Annotated in this window: 16 protein-coding genes; 7 read left to right on the plus strand and 9 right to left on the minus strand. The window is 61.2% G+C overall.

Annotation, left to right across the window (positions count from 1 at the left end):
• Nucleotides 1–16: 16 nt before the first annotated feature.
• A complete protein-coding gene (locus tag IFT80_RS02595; RefSeq protein ID WP_192136685.1) occupies nucleotides 17–388 on the minus strand; it encodes a response regulator in 372 nt (123 codons plus the stop codon).
• Between the two features lie 365 nt (nucleotides 389–753).
• Between IFT80_RS02595 and IFT80_RS02600 the strand changes: the two genes are divergently transcribed.
• Nucleotides 754–1,944: a sensor histidine kinase gene (locus IFT80_RS02600; RefSeq protein ID WP_192057238.1), complete on the plus strand. Its 1,191-nt coding sequence runs from the start codon at nucleotides 754–756 to the stop codon at nucleotides 1,942–1,944.
• Between the two features lie 419 nt (nucleotides 1,945–2,363).
• Here IFT80_RS02600 and IFT80_RS02605 read toward each other — a convergent pair whose 3' ends face one another.
• The gene (locus tag IFT80_RS02605; RefSeq protein WP_192136686.1) at nucleotides 2,364–4,649 is read right to left on the minus strand and encodes an Orn/Lys/Arg family decarboxylase; all 2,286 of its coding nucleotides are present in this window, start codon (nucleotides 4,647–4,649) and stop codon (nucleotides 2,364–2,366) included.
• A complete protein-coding gene (potE, locus tag IFT80_RS02610) occupies nucleotides 4,646–6,070 on the minus strand; it encodes a putrescine-ornithine antiporter (protein WP_192057236.1) in 1,425 nt (474 codons plus the stop codon). The genes IFT80_RS02605 and potE overlap by 4 nt, the downstream gene beginning before the upstream one ends.
• A gap of 177 nt (nucleotides 6,071–6,247) precedes the next feature.
• Here potE and IFT80_RS02615 point away from each other — a divergent pair, with 177 nt between their 5' ends.
• Nucleotides 6,248–6,466 carry a hypothetical protein gene (locus IFT80_RS02615; protein WP_122478457.1) on the plus strand — a complete coding sequence of 73 codons (219 nt, stop codon included), beginning with the start codon at nucleotides 6,248–6,250 and terminating at the stop codon, nucleotides 6,464–6,466.
• A gap of 70 nt (nucleotides 6,467–6,536) precedes the next feature.
• Here IFT80_RS02615 and IFT80_RS02620 read toward each other — a convergent pair whose 3' ends face one another.
• Entirely contained in the window at nucleotides 6,537–6,869 is a 333-nt protein-coding gene (locus IFT80_RS02620; protein ID WP_192057235.1) for a DUF6388 family protein, read from the minus strand.
• A 166-nt stretch (nucleotides 6,870–7,035) separates the two neighbouring features.
• On the opposite strand from IFT80_RS02620, the gene IFT80_RS02625 reads away from it, so the two are divergent.
• The 3 genes from IFT80_RS02625 to IFT80_RS02635 all read left to right on the plus strand — a co-directional run bounded on the left by IFT80_RS02625 (nucleotide 7,036) and on the right by IFT80_RS02635 (nucleotide 7,942).
• The gene (locus IFT80_RS02625; protein ID WP_192136687.1) at nucleotides 7,036–7,218 is read left to right on the plus strand and encodes a hypothetical protein; all 183 of its coding nucleotides are present in this window, start codon (nucleotides 7,036–7,038) and stop codon (nucleotides 7,216–7,218) included.
• A gap of 66 nt (nucleotides 7,219–7,284) precedes the next feature.
• Nucleotides 7,285–7,632, plus strand: coding sequence for a hypothetical protein (locus IFT80_RS02630; RefSeq protein WP_192057234.1), 348 nt, complete (start codon nucleotides 7,285–7,287; stop codon nucleotides 7,630–7,632).
• 91 nt (nucleotides 7,633–7,723) lie between these two features.
• Nucleotides 7,724–7,942, plus strand: coding sequence for a hypothetical protein (locus IFT80_RS02635; protein ID WP_122478450.1), 219 nt, complete (start codon nucleotides 7,724–7,726; stop codon nucleotides 7,940–7,942).
• 2 nt (nucleotides 7,943–7,944) lie between these two features.
• Here the strand turns inward: IFT80_RS02635 and IFT80_RS02640 are convergent, their stop codons facing one another.
• Together IFT80_RS02640 and ku are read right to left on the minus strand one after the other, a co-directional pair.
• Nucleotides 7,945–10,740 (minus strand): autotransporter outer membrane beta-barrel domain-containing protein, encoded by a 2,796-nt coding sequence (locus IFT80_RS02640; RefSeq protein WP_192136688.1) that lies wholly within the window; start codon nucleotides 10,738–10,740, stop codon nucleotides 7,945–7,947.
• Between the two features lie 214 nt (nucleotides 10,741–10,954).
• The gene (ku, locus tag IFT80_RS02645; RefSeq protein ID WP_122478446.1) at nucleotides 10,955–11,833 is read right to left on the minus strand and encodes a non-homologous end joining protein Ku; all 879 of its coding nucleotides are present in this window, start codon (nucleotides 11,831–11,833) and stop codon (nucleotides 10,955–10,957) included.
• A 253-nt stretch (nucleotides 11,834–12,086) separates the two neighbouring features.
• On the opposite strand from ku, the gene IFT80_RS02650 reads away from it, so the two are divergent.
• Nucleotides 12,087–12,344: a DUF1652 domain-containing protein gene (locus IFT80_RS02650; protein ID WP_122714198.1), complete on the plus strand. Its 258-nt coding sequence runs from the start codon at nucleotides 12,087–12,089 to the stop codon at nucleotides 12,342–12,344.
• 121 nt (nucleotides 12,345–12,465) lie between these two features.
• On the opposite strand, the gene IFT80_RS02655 is transcribed toward IFT80_RS02650, so the two are convergent.
• Nucleotides 12,466–12,741 (minus strand): peptidylprolyl isomerase, encoded by a 276-nt coding sequence (locus IFT80_RS02655; RefSeq protein ID WP_043189034.1) that lies wholly within the window; start codon nucleotides 12,739–12,741, stop codon nucleotides 12,466–12,468.
• Nucleotides 12,742–12,783: 42 nt separating this feature from the next.
• Nucleotides 12,784–14,925 carry an ATP-binding protein gene (locus IFT80_RS02660; RefSeq protein ID WP_192054444.1) on the minus strand — a complete coding sequence of 714 codons (2,142 nt, stop codon included), beginning with the start codon at nucleotides 14,923–14,925 and terminating at the stop codon, nucleotides 12,784–12,786.
• Nucleotides 14,926–15,012: 87 nt separating this feature from the next.
• Here IFT80_RS02660 and IFT80_RS02665 point away from each other — a divergent pair, with 87 nt between their 5' ends.
• A complete protein-coding gene (locus IFT80_RS02665) occupies nucleotides 15,013–16,176 on the plus strand; it encodes a PilT/PilU family type 4a pilus ATPase (RefSeq protein ID WP_122478440.1) in 1,164 nt (387 codons plus the stop codon).
• Between the two features lie 114 nt (nucleotides 16,177–16,290).
• Here the strand turns inward: IFT80_RS02665 and IFT80_RS02670 are convergent, their stop codons facing one another.
• A complete protein-coding gene (locus tag IFT80_RS02670) occupies nucleotides 16,291–17,085 on the minus strand; it encodes an endonuclease/exonuclease/phosphatase family protein (RefSeq protein ID WP_122714227.1) in 795 nt (264 codons plus the stop codon).
• Between the last annotated feature and the right edge of the window lie 47 nt (nucleotides 17,086–17,132).

Here is a 17,132-nt window from a genome sequence, read left to right on the forward strand (position 1 = left end):
GCGAATCGGAGGATCCCTAGACTTGCCGATCAGAAGAAAAGATCTTCCGACAAAACGTCTCGAGACATTGCAGGGAAAAAGGCTTTGCAAGCCAGTGAACATCATCACTTCTCAGCGAATCCGCTCGTGGGTGATAGCCTGACATGACGACGATCGGGCTCTCAGGTTGAGTCGCTTGAAGCTTACGCACCAGATCCATTCCGTCCATCTTCCCAGGCATACACAAGTCTGTAATTAGCAGCCGCGCTGGGTAGGGCCTCTGCTGGATGTGCAGCCAGGCCTGGTCTGCTGTCTCAAAGGCGTGAACTTGGTAGCCTAGATCTTGGAGGAACTCGAAGAGAAGATCACGGACCGGCTGCTCGTCTTCAACGAGAATGATAGTGTTCATAGGAGGTCATTTTCGAAGGAGATACGACATTGACTGCCAGCGTTCACGAACATTCCCTGCGGTTAGATTTTAGTCAATAATCATGAGTTGTGGTGCATGCTCGATGCGCCGGAAGGGGCGATTGAGGAATCTGTGAGCAGCGGATGCAACCTGCAGTGGACGATTTTGGGTTCAGCGAAGCGAGTTCAGGATGAGCTGACGCCCTTGGATGAACTGGTTCTGTCGTCAATGACGCAAACAGGTCCTTGCCGTGGGGTTTGGATGTGCAGGGTGAATGCGTCGGTAGATAACCCATCCTAAGGCCGCAGCTGTACAATCTGCATAATCTTCACCTTCTTTTCTCTAAAATCAGGATCTAGGATCGGATGTCAACATCAGAATTTGAAATCGATATCGCTTCTATCGGAAAGATGGAGAGCATTCCTTTGATTCTGAGCTTGGTGAAAGCGACCACAGGTTTGCGCTTCGCAGCTGTTGCCAGGGTGACCACGAGTCGATGGGTGGCTTGTGCGGTCGATGACTCGATTGGATTGGAGTTGGCCGTTGGTAGCGAACGTCTTACAGCAGAGACTTTATGCGGCCAAGTGCATGATCTGCGCAGATCATTGGTGTTCGGTAGCGGTTTTGCTGAATTGTCTCGTTTAGGATACGAAGCGGTGGCGCCGAGCGATTTGCCTGCCGTACAAAGCCATATTTCCATTCCCATCATTACTGCCAATGGGGAGCTATTTGGAACCCTATGTGCGCTGGACGTAATGCCCATTACCTTGAATAAGCAGTCGGCTATAAATACGCTTGAGCTTTTCGCTCAGCTAATCGCCGTGAATTTGAGTTTGCACGATCGCCTTGAACAAAGTGAATCTCAACTCGTTGCATCAACCGAGCTTGGCCGGCTCCGCGAACAATTCATTGCGGTTCTAGGGCATGACCTCCGTACCCCGCTTAGCGCCGTAAGGCTCAGCGCAGATGCGCTACGCGCGAACATTTCGGAGAGCCGACGTTTGCTGCTGGCCGAAGGTATTCGGTTAAGCGCGGCACGCATGGCCGCATTGATAGAGGACATTTTGGACTTCACACGCTGTCAGCTAGGAGGTGATGTCGTAATGAATCTCCGTCGAGCAGACGACATTTTTGATGTGCTTGGAGCTGTTGTTCAGGAGGTCCGTTTGGCCCATCCGGAAGCAAATATCACGTTTGACTATGAGGGCGCTACTGCATTGTTATGTGATGTCGGCAGGATTAGTCAGCTGGTTTCCAACCTCTTGACCAACGCAGTAGCGCATGGTCAAAAAGGAGGGGCAATTGTGCTAAAGGGGCGCATCGATGAGGGAATGTTGGTGCTGAGCTGCATCAACGGGGGGCAGCCAATCCCAGATACGTTGCTTGGATCTCTTTTCGAGCCTTTTACGCGTACCGACCGTGACAGTCACACAGAGGGCCTTGGGCTGGGCCTATATATATGCTCGCAGGTTGCTGAAGCTCATGGTGGTACGTTGAGCGTAACCTCCAACAAAGACGCAACGATATTTGTCGCATCAATACCAGTACGCTTGTAGGTTCACTACGATGCTTCGCGGTAACGGAACAATGGCTTGAAGCCTACAAATGGCTACAGATTCCATTGGTCACAAGCGAAGGCCGTATGCATAATCGGCATAGGGCTCGGCAATGTCATCTGATACCAATTCTGATACCAATGGCGGCTTTTTGTTGATGCCTCACGAGCGCTGGGGAGCGGGAAATGCCCGAAAACATTGATCAACAGCTAACGTCAGCAACCACTTAAGACTGCATGGTGATGTTAGCGGTGGAGATCAAGGAGCTTACCTATCAATAACTGGGGGAGCGATGGTTTCGGTGGCCGAACTGCTGGGCGATACGCGGGGAATTCAAACCGGACATTGTGCGTATTGTCGCATAGGTATGGCAGCAGTTGTACGGCGCCCGACAGTCAATTCCCCCAGCAGATGCATCCTCACTTGAGCACCAACAACCGATACTTCCCCCCATCGCTTTCAATGCCATGGGTGTCATGGGTAAACCCCGGGAATGACCGGTCGAAGCTTTCCAGAGCCCGCAGGTAGGCCAGCAGCGGTCCATCGGCGGCGCCGGCGTTTTCTCCAGGCATCAGCAACGGAATGCCAGGCGGGTAGGGCACTATGCCTGTGGCGGCGACGCGTCCGGCTGCGTTCTCCAGAGTGACCTGTTCCACTTCGTTCCTGACCAGCTTCTCGTAGGCTTCCACCGGGCTGAATTCGGCCTTGGGCAGCATGCCAAAGGCCGCGGCCATGGCTGCAGTGGTGCGGGTTTCCTTCATTGCCGCGAAAATTTCTTCGGCCAGATCGCGCAGGCCCATGCCGCTGTAGCGCTGTTGGGTGGCAGCAAGCAGGTCGGGCAGGCACAACTCCAGCTCCAGGTTGGCATCGTAATCGCGCTTGAAGTCCAGCAGCGCATTCACCAAGGTGCCCCACTTGCCTTTGGTGATACCGATGGAGAACAGGAAGAGCAGGGTGAAGTCGGTGGTCTTCTCGACCACGATGCCCTGCCGGCCCAGATACGCGCTGATCACGCACGCCGGTACGCCGAAATCCAGAAGCTCGCCGTCGTCGCCCATGCCCGGGCTCAGGATCGACACCTTGATCGGGTCGAGCATGCAGTAGCCGTCTTCGATGTCGCCGAAACCGTGCCAGACTTCGTTGGGGTGCAGGACCCAGCAGTCGGGGTCGGATTTGAGCTTGATCGGGTCGACTTCATGGAACGCGATGGCGGCACCGCCGACCGCTATCGACGGCGGCTGCCAGCAGGACACGAACCAGTCGCCGTTGGCGAGCATGTCGCTGTGCATGCGCGAGATCACCTGGCGGAAAGCGATGGCCTCCTCAAGGGATTCGTTGGTGAGAATCTGCCCGCTGGGTGCCTCCATCATGGCCGAGCTGACGTCGCACGACGCCATGATCGCGTAGTTGGGCGAGGTCGAGGCGTGCATCATGTACGACTCGTTGAAGCGTCCGTGGGGGATCGGATTGCGCCCGTTGCGCACGTGGATCATCGACGCCTGGGACAATGCTGCGAGCAACTTGTGGGTCGACTGCGTGGCGAACACCGTGGGCTTGGACGCGTCGTGATCGTCGGGGCTGCCGTGCATCGCGAAGCGGTCCTTGTACAACGGATTGAACCGCGCATAGCCGTACCAGGCCTCGTCGAAGTGCAGGCGGTCGACGCTTTGCCCGAGCAATTCCTCCACGCGCGTCACGTTATAGGTCAGGCCGTCGTAGGTGGAATTGGTGACGATGGCGTGCACCGGCGTAGGGTCGATGTGACTCTTGACCAGCGGGTTGCCTGCAATCGCCGCGCGCACCCCGTCGGCACTCAAGGTCTGCGGCAGGATCGGACCGATGATGCCGAAGCGGTTGCGCGTCGGCACCAGGTAGGTCGGAATCGCCCCCGACAGCGTCATCGCGTGCTCGGCAGACTTGTGACAGTTGCGGTCGCACAGCGCGATCTGGTCGCGGGTGACGCTGGCCATGAGGATCACCCGGTTGGACATCGACGAGCCATTGGTGACGTAGTAGGTGCGATGCGCGCCGAACACCTTGGCCGCGTAGCGCTCGCCCTGGCCGATGGGCCCGCTGTGGTCGAGCAGGGAGCCCAGCTCGCCCACCGAGATGGACAGGTCGGAACGCAACAGGTTTTCCCCGAAGAACTCGTAGAACGCCCGGCCCGCCGTGCTCTTCAGAAACGCCGTGCCGCCGGCATGCCCCGGCGTATGCCAGGAGTATTCATAGCTGCGGGCAAACTTGAGCAGCGCGCCGAACATCGGCGGCAACACCGCCTGCCGATAGCGCTCGATGGCGGCCATGATCCGCCCACTGAGAAAGCGGCTGGTGTCTTCCGGCAGCCAGATGAAATCGTCGGCGTGTTGCATGACGATCAGCGGCACATTGGCGGCAGTGCTGCGATCGCTGATCAGAAACACCGGGACCCGAGTATTGCGTTCGCGCAGGGCGACCAGCAGGTCGATGCACTGCTGGTGGTGATCGCTCTCGTCCATTTCCCAACTCAGCAGCACGCACTGGATCGCCGGGTCGGTGCTCAGGATGGCCTTGGCGTCGCGCACGCTTTCCGAAGTGATCACGCTGACCGCGCGCTCTTCCACATCGGCGATGAGCTGGATCAGCGCCCGGCCGAATACCGTGCGTTTGTCGGGCTGGTTGCTGACCAGCAGTGCCAGCATCCCCAGCAGGTTTCTATGTTCCGTCATGGTCGTGCCTCCAGTGCAGGGCTGTTCAATGTCGAGTGGGGCAGACCGTTCACGGGAATCGGCTCGCCGACGATGTGCTGGGCGGCGACGGTCTGGGTCGGGGCGCTGTTGTTGACCGCTTCCAGGCGGATCAGGCGGTTGTTGACAAAACCGAACAGCGTATAGCCGACGATGGTCGCCACACCGCCAAGCATCAGCGCCTGGGCGCCCGAGCTATACAGCGCCAGGTAGCTGTAGGCCGCTGCGATCCAGGCGACGATGTTGGTCACCAGGGCTTTGTTGGCCGGTACGTTGGACACCTTCTGCAAGGTCATCAGGGTGGCCATCGACAGGATGTAGGGCACCAGGTTGGTAACCACCGCCAGGTTCACCAGGGTATCGAACTGCTTGGCCAGGTCGGGGCTGATGGTCAGCAGGGCCAGGGCCGTCTGGATCGCCAGCAGGACCAGCATGCTGATGATCGGCACACCGTGCTGGTTGACCTTGGCAAAGATCGGCAAAAAGTAACCGGTGTCGGCAGAACTCTTGAACACCTGTGCGACCGTGAACTGCCAGCCCAGCAGCGAGCCGATGCAGGCCAGGACCATCAGGCCCATGACCAGATTGCCGATCATCGGCGTGAACATCGTGGCGAACACCAGGCCGAACGGTGCGGTAGAGGACACCAGCTCGGCATTGCCGACGATGCCCGCGATGACGTTGGTGGAGACGATGTAGATCACCGCCGCGCCCAGGGTCCCGCCGAGCACGGCGATGGGCACGTTCTTTTCCGGGTTCTCCACGGCATCGCCGTTGGCACACGCCGACTCCAGGCCCAGGAACGCCCACAGCGTGATTGCCACCGAGGCACCGGCCGCTTCGTACCAGGGCATGTCGTGGGGGTTCCAGCCCGCCGCATAAGTGCTGCTGTCGAACCAGAACCAGCCGACCGTCGACACCAATACGACCGGGGCAATCACGCCCCATACTGTGATCGCACCGATCTTGCCGGTAATGTTGGCCCCGCCGAAATTGGCGAAGGTGGTGATCCACAGCAGCGCAATGGTCGCCAGGCCCACTTGCAGCGAATCGAGTTTGATACCGAACAACGTCTGGATATAACCAACCGCCGTGATGCTGATCGCCACGTTGGCGATCAACAGTGACAGTCCATACGTGTAGTTGGTGATGTAGTTGCCCGACTTGCCGAACGTATATTCCGCATAGCCACCCATGCCGCCGGTCTTGCGGCTGAGCATGCCACACCGGGCGAAGGCATAGGCCAGGGCCAGGGAGCCGGTGGCCGTGATCAGCCAGGAGAGAATCGAGATGCCGCCGACTTCGGCGAGTTTCGTGGGTAACAGAACGATGCCGGACCCCAGCATGTTGACGGCTGTCAGCATGGTCAGCTGACTTACACTCATCTTCTTCATGACGGCCACTCCATTGCCAGGATCATCAGCGAGGTCTTTAGCTATAGCAAAGAATCGACAGAAGACAAGGCGACGCGTGGTTGGTCGAAGTCAGGATGCCGCTCGTCAAGCCGACGGCACTTCCAGCGCGGTTGCCGTCTCCCACTATCAGGCGCGGATGAACCGTGCCACGAAAGGAGACATATCATGGTCCAAGACAACAACCACCCGGATAACCCCTATCAAGGGCCGGCCGAGCCCGGCAGCGGGGAAGAGGGTTACCCTGATATTCACGAGAAGGACGAGAAGCACGACGAGCACGACGATGACCATGAAGGCTCGCCGGGCAACAAGGCGGTAGATGAACCAGGCCGCAACTCGCCTGTCGATGAAGACGAAGAACATTCCCTCGGCAACAGCCTGTAAGCCGCACGTTTGACTACCAGGCACACCTGCACCCTGCCGAGTGCGGGGTGCCCTTGTGAGGCGTGATTCGTCAGCTCTCTTTCAGCCCGTTGAGCTGCATGTATTCGTCCCACGGCATGCCCGCCATTTCGGCCACTTCCTTGTGCACTTCCAGACGCTGGGTTTCGAACTCCTGCGGTGTAGCCGCGGTGAGTTGCAGGGTCAATTCCCAGGCAAACATGCCTTGCGCATCGGCGAATTCCTCGAACGCCTCGTGCAGGCGCTCCGCACGGTATTCCGTGACGCTGAGCCCGGCTGCACGTGCGGCCAGCGGGTTGAGAGTGTCCAGTTCGGTTTGCAGCTCGGGACGCGCTTCGAGAAAGCGGTCCAGGGCGGCCTGGTGACGCGAATCGGGTTCTGCCATGGGGCCTTCGATGGGTAATGAGAGAGCACGGATTGTGCAGCCACGGCTGCCGGCAGGCAATGCCACTGATGCGCGCTTTTGTGACGAAGTGCACGCAACGCTTTGGAACGAGCCCTGCAGCGAGGGCACTAAGGCCTATCTTCATTCATCACCGCGGGACCTTGCGATGGCCTATGTGTTGTTGCTGTTGGCAGGCGCCGTATTGGCGACTTCGGCCGCTTTGTGGCCGCAATTGTACGGCGTGTACGGCGCACCTCGGCGTTCCCGCCTGGGCGCCTGGGTGCTGGGTCATTTCGAGGTGCTTGGCGCTTTCGTTCTGTTCCTCATGGCCATGCATCTTTGTCAGTGATGGGTCGGTGATGCCGGCATCACGTGGCAGTGATACATTCGCGGTTTATTTCGAATGGAAACGACGATGCGCATCATCGCAGCAGCACTGGGCTTGTGTGTACTTACCGGTTGCACGGGCCTGAACATGAAACAGGCGCGCAGCGCAGCGCCGGTGCAAACCATGAACTCGGAAAAAACCGCGCAGAAAATAGCCCAGTGCGTTCAGTTCAGCTGGCAGGACGAAGCCATGTTCGGTGTCATGACCGATGCCTCTTCGGAGGCCAGCGAGGGCGGGTACACGGTGTTCACACCTGCGGCGACCTATTTCGCCGACATCCGCCCGCGCGGCGCCGGCAGTCTGGTCAGCTTCTATGCCCGCGAGCAGGGCGAGGTGGCCACACGTCGCCTGGCTTCGCTGGCCACCTGCCTCTGAGCGCAAGGCCTTGCGCTGCAAAGCAATCTGCACCTCGGCGCTGCGACGGCGTCATATGCGCTGAACCCCATGTGCTTTCAGCGAGGATGATATGGCACCCAGCAGTTCGACGCAGATTCCCGACCCTTTGGATCGTCCCAACGATCCGATCGAACCCGAGCCGTTTGCCGAGGGCAAGCCTGCCGAAGACCCACGTCCCGGCGACGAGAATCTTTCGCCCGTACCGATGGACCGCGATCGGGAGATGGATCCGCGTGAGGTCCGCACCCAGACCGGTGAGGCTGACATGAGCCCTGACGATTCCGCCTGAAGCTACCAACTGATGCGCACCCCCAGGCTGCCTTGCAGGCTTTCCTGGGGTTGTGCGTCCAGGCTGCGGGCGTAGTCGGCATTGAGGTACAGGCTGACATCGCTGCTCAATCGGGCTGCGATGCCCAACCCGAGCTGAGCCTGCGTGCTGCGATGCTGGGTGCGCAAGGTGTCGCTGTCATCGAACGTCACTGCGTCTTCGCCCTGGAAGGTGTGCCACAGGTTGGCCCGTACGTAGGGCTCGACCGGGGTACCGCTGACACGGTACTCGCCCTTCAAGCGCGCGCCCAATCTGGCGCGCCAATAGTCTTCGCTGTCGAAGTCCACTTTCGATACCGGGTCGCGAGCCGTGTCCAGCGTGATCCTCTGGCCGATCAGTTGCGCCTGCGGCTCCAGTGTCCAGTCCCCGGATAAAGCAATCGGATAGCCGCCTTCCACGGAAAGGGTGATGCCGTGTCCATCGAGATCCAGGCTATAGCCGCGTTCGGAGCGGCTGCGTCCGGTGAACCGGGTGCCCATGGCCACCACGTCCACGTAGCCGCCGGCCGGGCCCACCAGGGTCCAATAGGCACCTAGATTGTCGGCGCGCAGGCGGATGTCGCCGGAGGGGGTGTCGTCGAACCCCAGGGCGAAGCCACGCACCTGGCCGTCCACACGTGAATGCCCAGCGAACAGTCCTGCATGCTGGCGATAGCCGCCGTCGCCGAGGGTGGCGAACAAGTCGTGACCGACCTGGTAGCCGCGGGTGTTGCCTTTGAGGCTTGGCGCTGCGGCCCCGGCCCATTTCTGCCGCCCGTGGCTGCCGAATGTGCGTGCCCAGCCCGCCGCCAGGGCGCCGCGCTCACCGAGCAGGCTTTGTTCGCCCTGCCGCTCGTGGAAGCTGCCCAGGCTGTCCAGCGCCAGCAAGGCGGCGGCCGGAGGTACGACGCTGTAGGCCGGCACCTCGATCCGGTAGAGCACGATACGCTGGCCCGGAGTGGCCTGCGGCAAGGTCGGCGTGCCGACCGCAGCAACCGGTGCCTGGGCGGCTGGAGCCGGTTCCGTTGGTGCCGGTTCGGCCACAGGTGTTTCCGGCTGCACGGGCGCAGGCGGCACGAATGGCTCGACCGGGGTCTCCTCGGGCAGTTCGGCGTCCGGCGGTGTTACCGGTGGCGGCTCATCGACCGGGGGTTGCGTCACCGGAGGTTGGACAACGGGCGGCTCGATGATCGGTGGTTCGGCTATCGGGGGTTCGACCACCGGGGGCTGAATGATCGGCGGTTCGACCACAGGCGGTGTCACCGGCGGCGCTGCCACCACGGAAGACCGCAGGAACCAGCTGTTCTCGCTGCCTGCGGTCACGCCGCCCTTGAACAGGTAATACTGATAGGCCCCGACCGACAAGTCTTGCGCCAGGTTGAAAGCGCCGTCAGTGCTGGTCGCGCCCTGCGTGGCCTCGACCACGGCAATGCCGTTGGCGAGGGTCAGCGCGCCCTGGCCGTCGAGGTTGTCCACCGTGATCGCCGTGCTGCCGCTGATGGTGCCGCGCGCCACGATCAGCCGGTCGGCAGGCGCGTCGTCACCACCCAGCACGCTCTGCAAGCGCAAACGCGCGTCATTGCCCACATAGTTGCCAATCACAGTCAGCCGGTCACTCGCGTCGGCGCCACTGCGGGTCAGATCGATCAGGCCGGCGTTGTTCAGGGTCACCGTTTGCCCGGCGACTATCGGCCCGACCCAGCCCTGGGTGGCGCCCAGTGTACTGGTGCGGTCAAGGTTGAGCAGACCGCTGTCCAGCGGCGTCGAGTCATCGGCCAGGCTCAGCCGGTCGGGCAGGTCCAGCACCGAGCCGTTGTTCAGGTTGATGGTTTCCCAGTAGCTGTAGCGCGCGCCGCCGGTGGTGCGGCTGTTGTCCAGGGTCAGGGTATCGACTCCGGCATCACCGTAGACCAGGCTGGGGGAGGCCAGTTGTGTCTCGCCCAGGTTGCTCAGCAGCGCCGTATCGTTGCCTGGGCCCAGGCTGATGGCGCCGTGGATCAGGCCCGCGTCGCGCCAGATGAAACGGTCGTCGCCAAAGCTGAGCAAGACGTTGCCGCCGATATCACCACCGCTCACCGTCACCTGGTCGGTGCCGCCACTGACGCTGATGTTGCCGCCGATGCTGCCTGCGGAAACGGCGATGGTGTCATTGCCGAAGCCGGCAACCAGGTTGCCATTGATGCGCCCGCCGGACAGCTCGAACAGGTTGTTGTCGAGCTTCATGTCGACCCGGCCGATGGTGCCGCCGCTCATCCGCGCGATGTCGCCGTCCTCGAAGGCGCCGACGATGGTGCCGTCGGTCATGAGAAAGGTATCCAGCCCGTCACCTTGCCCCAAAGCCAGGATCTGCCCGCCGCGCATGATGAAGTTGTCGATGCCGCTGCCTTGGTTCACCGTACCGCTGACGGTGCCGCCAACGACTTCGAGCGTATCGGCGCCATCGCCTTGGGTCAGGGACAACAGGCGCCCGGCGCTGATGAACACGGTGTCTGCGCCCGCGCCGGTGTTCAGTGCGCCGCCCACAGTGCCCGAGCGTATCAACACGCTGTCCTGGCCAGGGCCGAACTCGACCGCGCCGGTGATGGTGCCCGTGCCGTCGGCGGGCAGGGTAAGGCTGTTGTTGCCCAGCAGGTCGGAAAGCCCCGGCGACGTTCCGCTGTCGCACACGTAGGCGTCATTGCCGACGCCGGGGCTGAAGGTGCAATCGGACCGGGCGTATTCGCACGGTACGGCCAGTGCGGTCAGTAGACTGGTGCGTATCAACAACTCGTTGGTATTCATTGGCAACTCCCACAGCCACGCGCGCGGATTAAACAAGGCGCGGTGGGCGATCAGGTGGTCAATGCAGACTTGCAATGCAACGAGTGTAGTCGAGTGGTTTTTAAAGTTGGTATTAAAAGCAGCTTTATATCAAGTTATTCAATAACGGTATTGATGAAAATATCTATTCATCAATACCGTTGGCGGCGAGCGGATTGTTACTGTCTATTGATATTCAAGACGCCTTGCGCGGGCTGCGACGTGCAGGCGTTTTTTTTGTCGCGGATTTTTCCTTGGCGGGCTTGGCTTTCGAGGTGGCGGGCGATTTGCCCGCGAGGCTGCGCTTCAGCAGCTCGGTCAGGTCGATGACATCGGCAGTCTTGCGCGACTCCTGGCCGGCCTCGGTTTCCACGTCTTCGATCTCGCCCTTGTTGGCCTTTTTCTCCACCAGCGCCATGATCTTCTGCTCGAACTTGTCGACATACTCTTCAGGCTGCCAGTCGCCACTCATGTCTTCGACCAAGCGTTTGGCCATGTCCAGTTCCTTCTTAGTCAGTTCGGGTTTCTTCACCTCTTTGCCCAGCTCGAGTATGTCCAGGTCGCGAACTTCCGAAGGCCAGCGCAACTTGACCATCACCAGCGCGCCGTCCAATGGCATCAGTGCCGCCAAGTACTGGCGGGTGTGCAATACCACCAACGCAAGTGCAACTTTCTTGGTACTGATCAGCGTTTCGCGCAACAGCGCGTAGACTTTCTCGCCACGTCGGTCAGGTGCCAGGAAGTAGGGTGTGTCGATATTGGGCAGGGGGATCTGGTTGCGGTCGACGAAGGAGAAAATATCGATGGTCTGGGTTGAAACAGGGTGAGCGGCGCGGATCTCGTCTTCACTCAGCACCACGTAGCGGCCTTTTTCGTACTGCACGCCTTTTACGATGTTTTCCTTGTCCATCTCCTTGCCGGTTTTCTTGTTGATACGCTTGTAGCCGACCGGGTCCATGCTGCGTTTGTCCAGCCAGTCGAAGTCGACGCCCTGGGAGGCAGTGGCCGATACCAGCGCTACGGGAATATGAACCAGCCCGAAGCTGATCGCGCCTTTCCAGATTGCTCGTGCCATGGTGAAGGGTGCTCCTGCGCGGTGTGTTTGCAGGTGACCTTGCAGCCGCTCGCTAAGTTTCAATGCGCTGAATGCTGTGCAATTTGCAACGCTGTTGCACCTGGATATTGCACAATGCACGATACGGTTAGGCGCTTTAGTGGGTAAGTGTTTGATTTGTATGGCGAGTGCATGGCGGGGCGTGGGGCATGGAACGTGCACTGTATTCGGGCAAGCCCGATCTCAGGGATAAGACCAAGAATGGAGTGTCATCATGTTGTCCACCCTTGAACTGCGCAATATCATTGAAAGCAGTTTTCTGCCGCAACGCTGCCAATGTACCCAAGCCCATGACCGTTCGCTGACCGTGCGCGTGTTCGACCGTACTTCGCACAAGGTGGATTACATGCTCAGCGGCATTCGCACCGAGCAATTGACCAGCAGCCGCGCGATCTCGAACCTCATCGCAGGCATGCGCACCGACCTCAAATTGCAGCACCAAAGGCCCAAGGCGGTTGGCGAGTACCTCTAACCTTGTAGCAGCGGCCTTTTTCCGCCGTAGGAGCGGTCTGTGGCCGCGAACCAGACACCGCGGTGCATCCGCAGGTACGCGTTGGGCCTTCGCGGCCGCTGACCGCTCCTACAGATGCTCGTCAATCGCGGTAGAACACCTGCACCAGGTGATAACCGAACTTGCTTTTCACCGGCCCGTGCACCGTACGCAGCGGTTTCTTGAAGATGATCTGGTCGATGGCGCCAACCATCTGCCCCGGTCGCACTTCACCCAGGTCACCGCCGCGCTTGCCTGACGGGCAGGTCGAATACTTCTTCGCCAGCACATCGAACGCCTCACCTTTGGCAATCCGCAGGCGCAGCGCCTCCGCCTCCTCGGCGGTTTTGACCAGAATGTGCCTAGCTTGTGCCTTCATTGCCCGATGCTCGCTGGAAAAAGCCGCTGATTATGCCGCAAATCACGCCAGGTTGATCATGTCGCGGATCTTGCTGCCCAGGCGCTCGATGGAAAACGGCTTGGTGATCATGTCCATGCCCTCGGCAAGAAAGCCATAGCGTTCCGCTGCTTTCTCGGCATACCCGGTGATGAACAGCACCTTCAGGCCTGGCCGCTGCTGCCGCGCGATCTCCGCCAACTGCCGGCCGTTGAGCCCGGGCAGGCCTACGTCAGTCACCAGCAGATCGATGTCCAATCCCGCGTCGAGCAAGGCCAGCGCCGCCGTGGCCTCGCCGGCGGAATGCGCGGCGTAGCCCAGTTCGTCGAGCACATCGAGCACCAGCATCCGCACCGCTGGATCGTCCTCGACCACCAGCACGCTTTCACCGTCCCGGGCCATGGGCAACACGGCCGGAGCGCGCTGCTCGGCCAGCGCATCGGACGGTTCGCTGTGCCGCGGCAGGTACAGGCGCACGCAGGTGCCCTCGCCGGGACGGCTCTGCAGCGTTACTTGTCCGCCCGACTGCTGGGCGAAGCCGTAGATCATCGACAGGCCCAGGCCGGTGCCCTGACCGATGGGCTTGGTGGTGAAGAACGGATCGAATGCCTTGGCCAGCACCGGGGCACTCATGCCGCTGCCGTTGTCGCTGACCCGGAACATCACGTAGGCACCCGGCTTGACCGGCTCCAGCGTAGCGCCTTCAGGGGTGGCGTCGAGCTCGCAGTTGGCGGTTTCGATGGTCAGCACACCACTGTCGGGCATAGCGTCGCGGGCATTGATCACCAGATTGAGCAGGGCGTTCTCCAGCTGGCTGGCATCGGTGTTCACCGGCCAGACGTCGGGCGCCAGTTGCAGCTGCAACTGCAGATGTTCGCCGAGCGTGCGGCTGAACAGCTCTTCGAGCGAATGCACCAGCGCGTTGGGGGCCAGCCGCTTGCGGTCCAGCGACTGCCGTCGCGAAAACGCCAGCAAGCGATGGGTAAGACCGGCGGCGCGATGGGCCGAGCTGACCGCGGCCTCGCTGAAGCGCTTGATTTCGCTGCTGCGCCCGGCGTCGATGTAGCGCTGCATCAGGTCGAGGCTGCCGATGATGCCGGTGAGCATGTTGTTGAAGTCGTGGGCGATGCCACCGGTCAACTGGCCCAGCGCTTCCATCTTCTGCGCGTGGCGCAAAGCCTCTTCGGCGCGTTCGCGCTCCTGCATTTCGTTCTGCAGGCGCAGGTTGACCTCGGCCAGGGCCTGGGTCCGTTCGCTGACGCGGGTTTCCAGATGCTCGTTGAGCTCGCGCAGCGCCTGCTCCACCTGACGCCGATTCTGCACGTCTTCGGTCATGCCGAACCATTGCCGGATCACGCCGTCGGCATCCAGCTGAGGCAGCGCCCTAGCGTGCATCCAGTGGTAGCTGCCATCGGCCATGCGCAAACGGTACTCGGCATCGTAGGGGCGGCCAGTGCTCACCGCCAGATGCCAGGCGTCGAGGGTCGGCAGGTGGTCATCCGGATGCACCAGCTGCGCCCAGTCGTCGTCCGGTCGCAGGCTGCGCATGCCGGTCAGCTGGCGCCAGCGCTCGGTCTGGCTTTCGCCGTCGGTGCGGCCGTTGGCGTCGGCGGTCCAGTGCACCGCCGGGGACAGCTCGATGGCCATGCGGAAATGCGCCTCGCTGTCGCGCAACTCCTGCTCGGTGCGTTTGCCCACCGCGCTCACTTCACGGCGCTCGTTGGCCTCGATGGCCGTGACCAGAATGCCGGCGACGCGCTCGTTTTCGTCGCGAATCGGGCTGTAGGTGAGGTCCAGCCAGACCCGCGCCGAATGCCCTTCGCGCGGCAGATTGAAGCCCTTCTCGGTGAAGGCACGCACTTCGCCGCGCATCACCGCGGCGTAGATGGGATCGGAAAACGGCTTGAGCTCGGGCCAGATGCGGTCCACCGGCTGGCCCAGGGCGCGGGGGTGGTTGCTGCCCACCAGCAAGGCAAAGGCGTCGTTGTACAGCTGGCACAGTTGCGTGCCCCACAGCAGCAGCATCGGCATGGGCGAGTGGGTGACGATGTCCACGGCCGTGCGCAGGCTCTGTGGCCAGGCATCGGGGCCGGGCAGGGGGCTGTCGGTCCAGTCCATGCTGGCGATCAATGTCGCGACCTTGCCGCCCACAGGTGAGGCATTCATTGCGTTATCCTTTGATTTACCGCGGCTGCTTATCCAGCCAAGCTATAGCGTACTTTCTATCGACCGCCTTTACAGGACCCCAAGCCTATGGAAATCCAGGCATTGCTCAAGCTCCTGGCCAGTCAGGACGGCTCCGACCTCTACCTGTCCACTGGCGCGCCACCCTGCGCCAAGTTCAACGGCGTGCTCAAGCCGCTCAGCGCCGAAGCCTTGAAACCAGGCGACATTGCCGCGATCGCGGCCAGCATCATGGACGCCGAGCAGCGTATCGACTTCGAGCGTGAGCTGGAAATGAATCTGGCGTTGTCGATCCACGGGGTAGGGCGCTTTCGCGTCAATATCTTCAAGCAGCGCAACGAAGTGTCCATTGTCGCACGCAACATCAAGCTCGACATTCCCAGCTTCGAAGACCTCAAGCTGCCGCGCAAGCTGCTCGACGTGATCATGGAAAAGCGCGGCCTGGTGCTGTTCGTCGGCGCGACCGGTTCCGGCAAGTCGACGTCGCTGGCCGCATTGATCGACTACCGCAACCGCAACAGCAGCGGGCACATCATCACCATCGAGGACCCGGTGGAGTTCATCCACCGGCACAAGAAGTCGATCATCAATCAGCGTGAAGTGGGGGTCGACACGCGCAGCTTCCAGGCCGCCCTGAAGAACACCCTGCGCCAGGCGCCGGACGTGATCCTGATCGGCGAGATCCGCGACCGCGAAACCATGGAACACGCACTGGCATTCGCCGACACCGGCCACCTGGCGATTTCCACCTTGCACGCCAACAACGCCAACCAGGCGCTGGACCGTATCATCAATTTCTTCCCCGAAGACCGCCGCCCGCAGTTGCTCAACGATCTGGGCAACAACCTGCAGGCGTTCGTCTCGCAGCGGCTGGTACGCACCACCGACGGCAAGCGCCGCGCCGCGGTCGAGGTGATGCTGGGCACGCCGACGATTCGCGACTTCATTCACCGCAACGAGTTTTCCGAGCTCAAGGGCATCATGGAGAAATCCGTGAACCTGGGTATGCAGACGTTCGACCATGCTTTGTACGAGCTGGCCATCGAGGGGGCGATCAGCGAGGAAGAAGCGTTGAAGAATGCCGATTCGGTGAACAACCTGCGACTGCGCTTGAAGCTGCATGGCGAGGAGGGCGTGCAGCACACCTCGGCGCCCGCCCCGCCCACGCCTGCATCCGACCGCAAAAGCGCAGATTGGGGCCTGGTGAGCGACGACCCCGAAAGCCAGCAGTGACCCGCCAATGATCCTTGTAGCAGCGGCGCGAGCCGCGTCCGGCCTCATCGCTGTTTTACAGATACACCGCAGCGCACCCGGACGCGGCTCGCGCCGCTGCTACAAGGGTCTGCGCTACAGATGAATCTCAACCGCCAACGGCAAATGGTCCGACAGGTGCGTCCACGGCTTGTTGCCCAGAATGATCGGCCCGTGGCTGGTCGCGTTCCTGACATAGATCCGGTCCAGGCGCAGCAGCGGAAAGCGCGCCGGGTAGGTCTTGGCCAACTGCCCGTTGTGCCGTTCGAACGCCTCGTGCAGATCCTTGCGCTTGGCCAGCGTAGCGTTGCCGCGCAACTGCCAGTCGTTGAAATCGCCGGCAATGATCACCGGCGCATCCTCGGGCAACGAATCGAGCAGCTGGCTCAACAGCGCCAATTGCTGTTGGCGGTGGCTTTCCAGCAGCGACAAGTGCACACAGATCGCATGCACCTCGTCGTGCCCCGGTACCTGCAACACGCAATGCAGCAAGCCGCGGCGCTCGGGCCCGGTGATCGAGATGTCGAGGTTGCTGTAGCGCAGAATCGGGTACTTGGACAGCACCGCGTTGCCATGGTGGCCGTCCGGGTACACCGCATTGCGCCCGTAGGCGAAATCGCTCCACATGCTGTCGGCGAGAAACTCGTACTGTGACATCTGCGGCCAGTTGGAGAACTTCGACGCATGGCCGTCGTGGCCGCCCAGCACTTCCTGCAGGAACACCAGGTCGGCGCTGGTGCTGCGCACCGCCTCACGCAATTCGGGCAGGATGAAACGGCGGTTGAATGCGGTAAAACCCTTGTGTGTATTCACCGTCAGCACCCGCAGGCGATGCACTTCACGGGTCTGGTCCGGCGCTTGCGGGCCGAGCGGTTCGCTGGGGGGAGCGATGGTCACAGAAGCTCCTTGCACATGGTAATGTCCTTACTCCGACTTTG

The organism is Pseudomonas sp. CFBP 8771 (genome assembly GCF_014841695.1).
GTDB lineage: Bacteria > Pseudomonadota > Gammaproteobacteria > Pseudomonadales > Pseudomonadaceae > Aquipseudomonas > Aquipseudomonas baltica.

Bases quoted from the DNA above. Each gene is read 5' to 3' on its own strand.
- IFT80_RS02640 (WP_192136688.1), bottom strand. From the start codon at position 10,740: ATGAATACCAACGAGTTGTTGATACGCACCAGTCTACTGACCGCACTG.
- IFT80_RS02620 (WP_192057235.1), bottom strand. From the start codon at position 6,869: ATGGCAGAACCCGATTCGCGTCACCAGGCCGCCCTGGACCGCTTTCTC.
- IFT80_RS02630 (WP_192057234.1), top strand. From the start codon at position 7,285: ATGCGCATCATCGCAGCAGCACTGGGCTTGTGTGTACTTACCGGTTGC.
- IFT80_RS02615 (WP_122478457.1), top strand. From the start codon at position 6,248: ATGGTCCAAGACAACAACCACCCGGATAACCCCTATCAAGGGCCGGCC.
- IFT80_RS02625 (WP_192136687.1), top strand. From the start codon at position 7,036: ATGGCCTATGTGTTGTTGCTGTTGGCAGGCGCCGTATTGGCGACTTCG.
- IFT80_RS02665 (WP_122478440.1), top strand. From the start codon at position 15,013: ATGGAAATCCAGGCATTGCTCAAGCTCCTGGCCAGTCAGGACGGCTCC.
- IFT80_RS02655 (WP_043189034.1), bottom strand. From the start codon at position 12,741: ATGAAGGCACAAGCTAGGCACATTCTGGTCAAAACCGCCGAGGAGGCG.
- IFT80_RS02650 (WP_122714198.1), top strand. From the start codon at position 12,087: ATGTTGTCCACCCTTGAACTGCGCAATATCATTGAAAGCAGTTTTCTG.
- IFT80_RS02635 (WP_122478450.1), top strand. From the start codon at position 7,724: ATGGCACCCAGCAGTTCGACGCAGATTCCCGACCCTTTGGATCGTCCC.
- IFT80_RS02660 (WP_192054444.1), bottom strand. From the start codon at position 14,925: ATGAATGCCTCACCTGTGGGCGGCAAGGTCGCGACATTGATCGCCAGC.
- IFT80_RS02595 (WP_192136685.1), bottom strand. From the start codon at position 388: ATGAACACTATCATTCTCGTTGAAGACGAGCAGCCGGTCCGTGATCTT.
- IFT80_RS02605 (WP_192136686.1), bottom strand. From the start codon at position 4,649: ATGACGGAACATAGAAACCTGCTGGGGATGCTGGCACTGCTGGTCAGC.
- ku (WP_122478446.1), bottom strand. From the start codon at position 11,833: ATGGCACGAGCAATCTGGAAAGGCGCGATCAGCTTCGGGCTGGTTCAT.
- IFT80_RS02600 (WP_192057238.1), top strand. From the start codon at position 754: ATGTCAACATCAGAATTTGAAATCGATATCGCTTCTATCGGAAAGATG.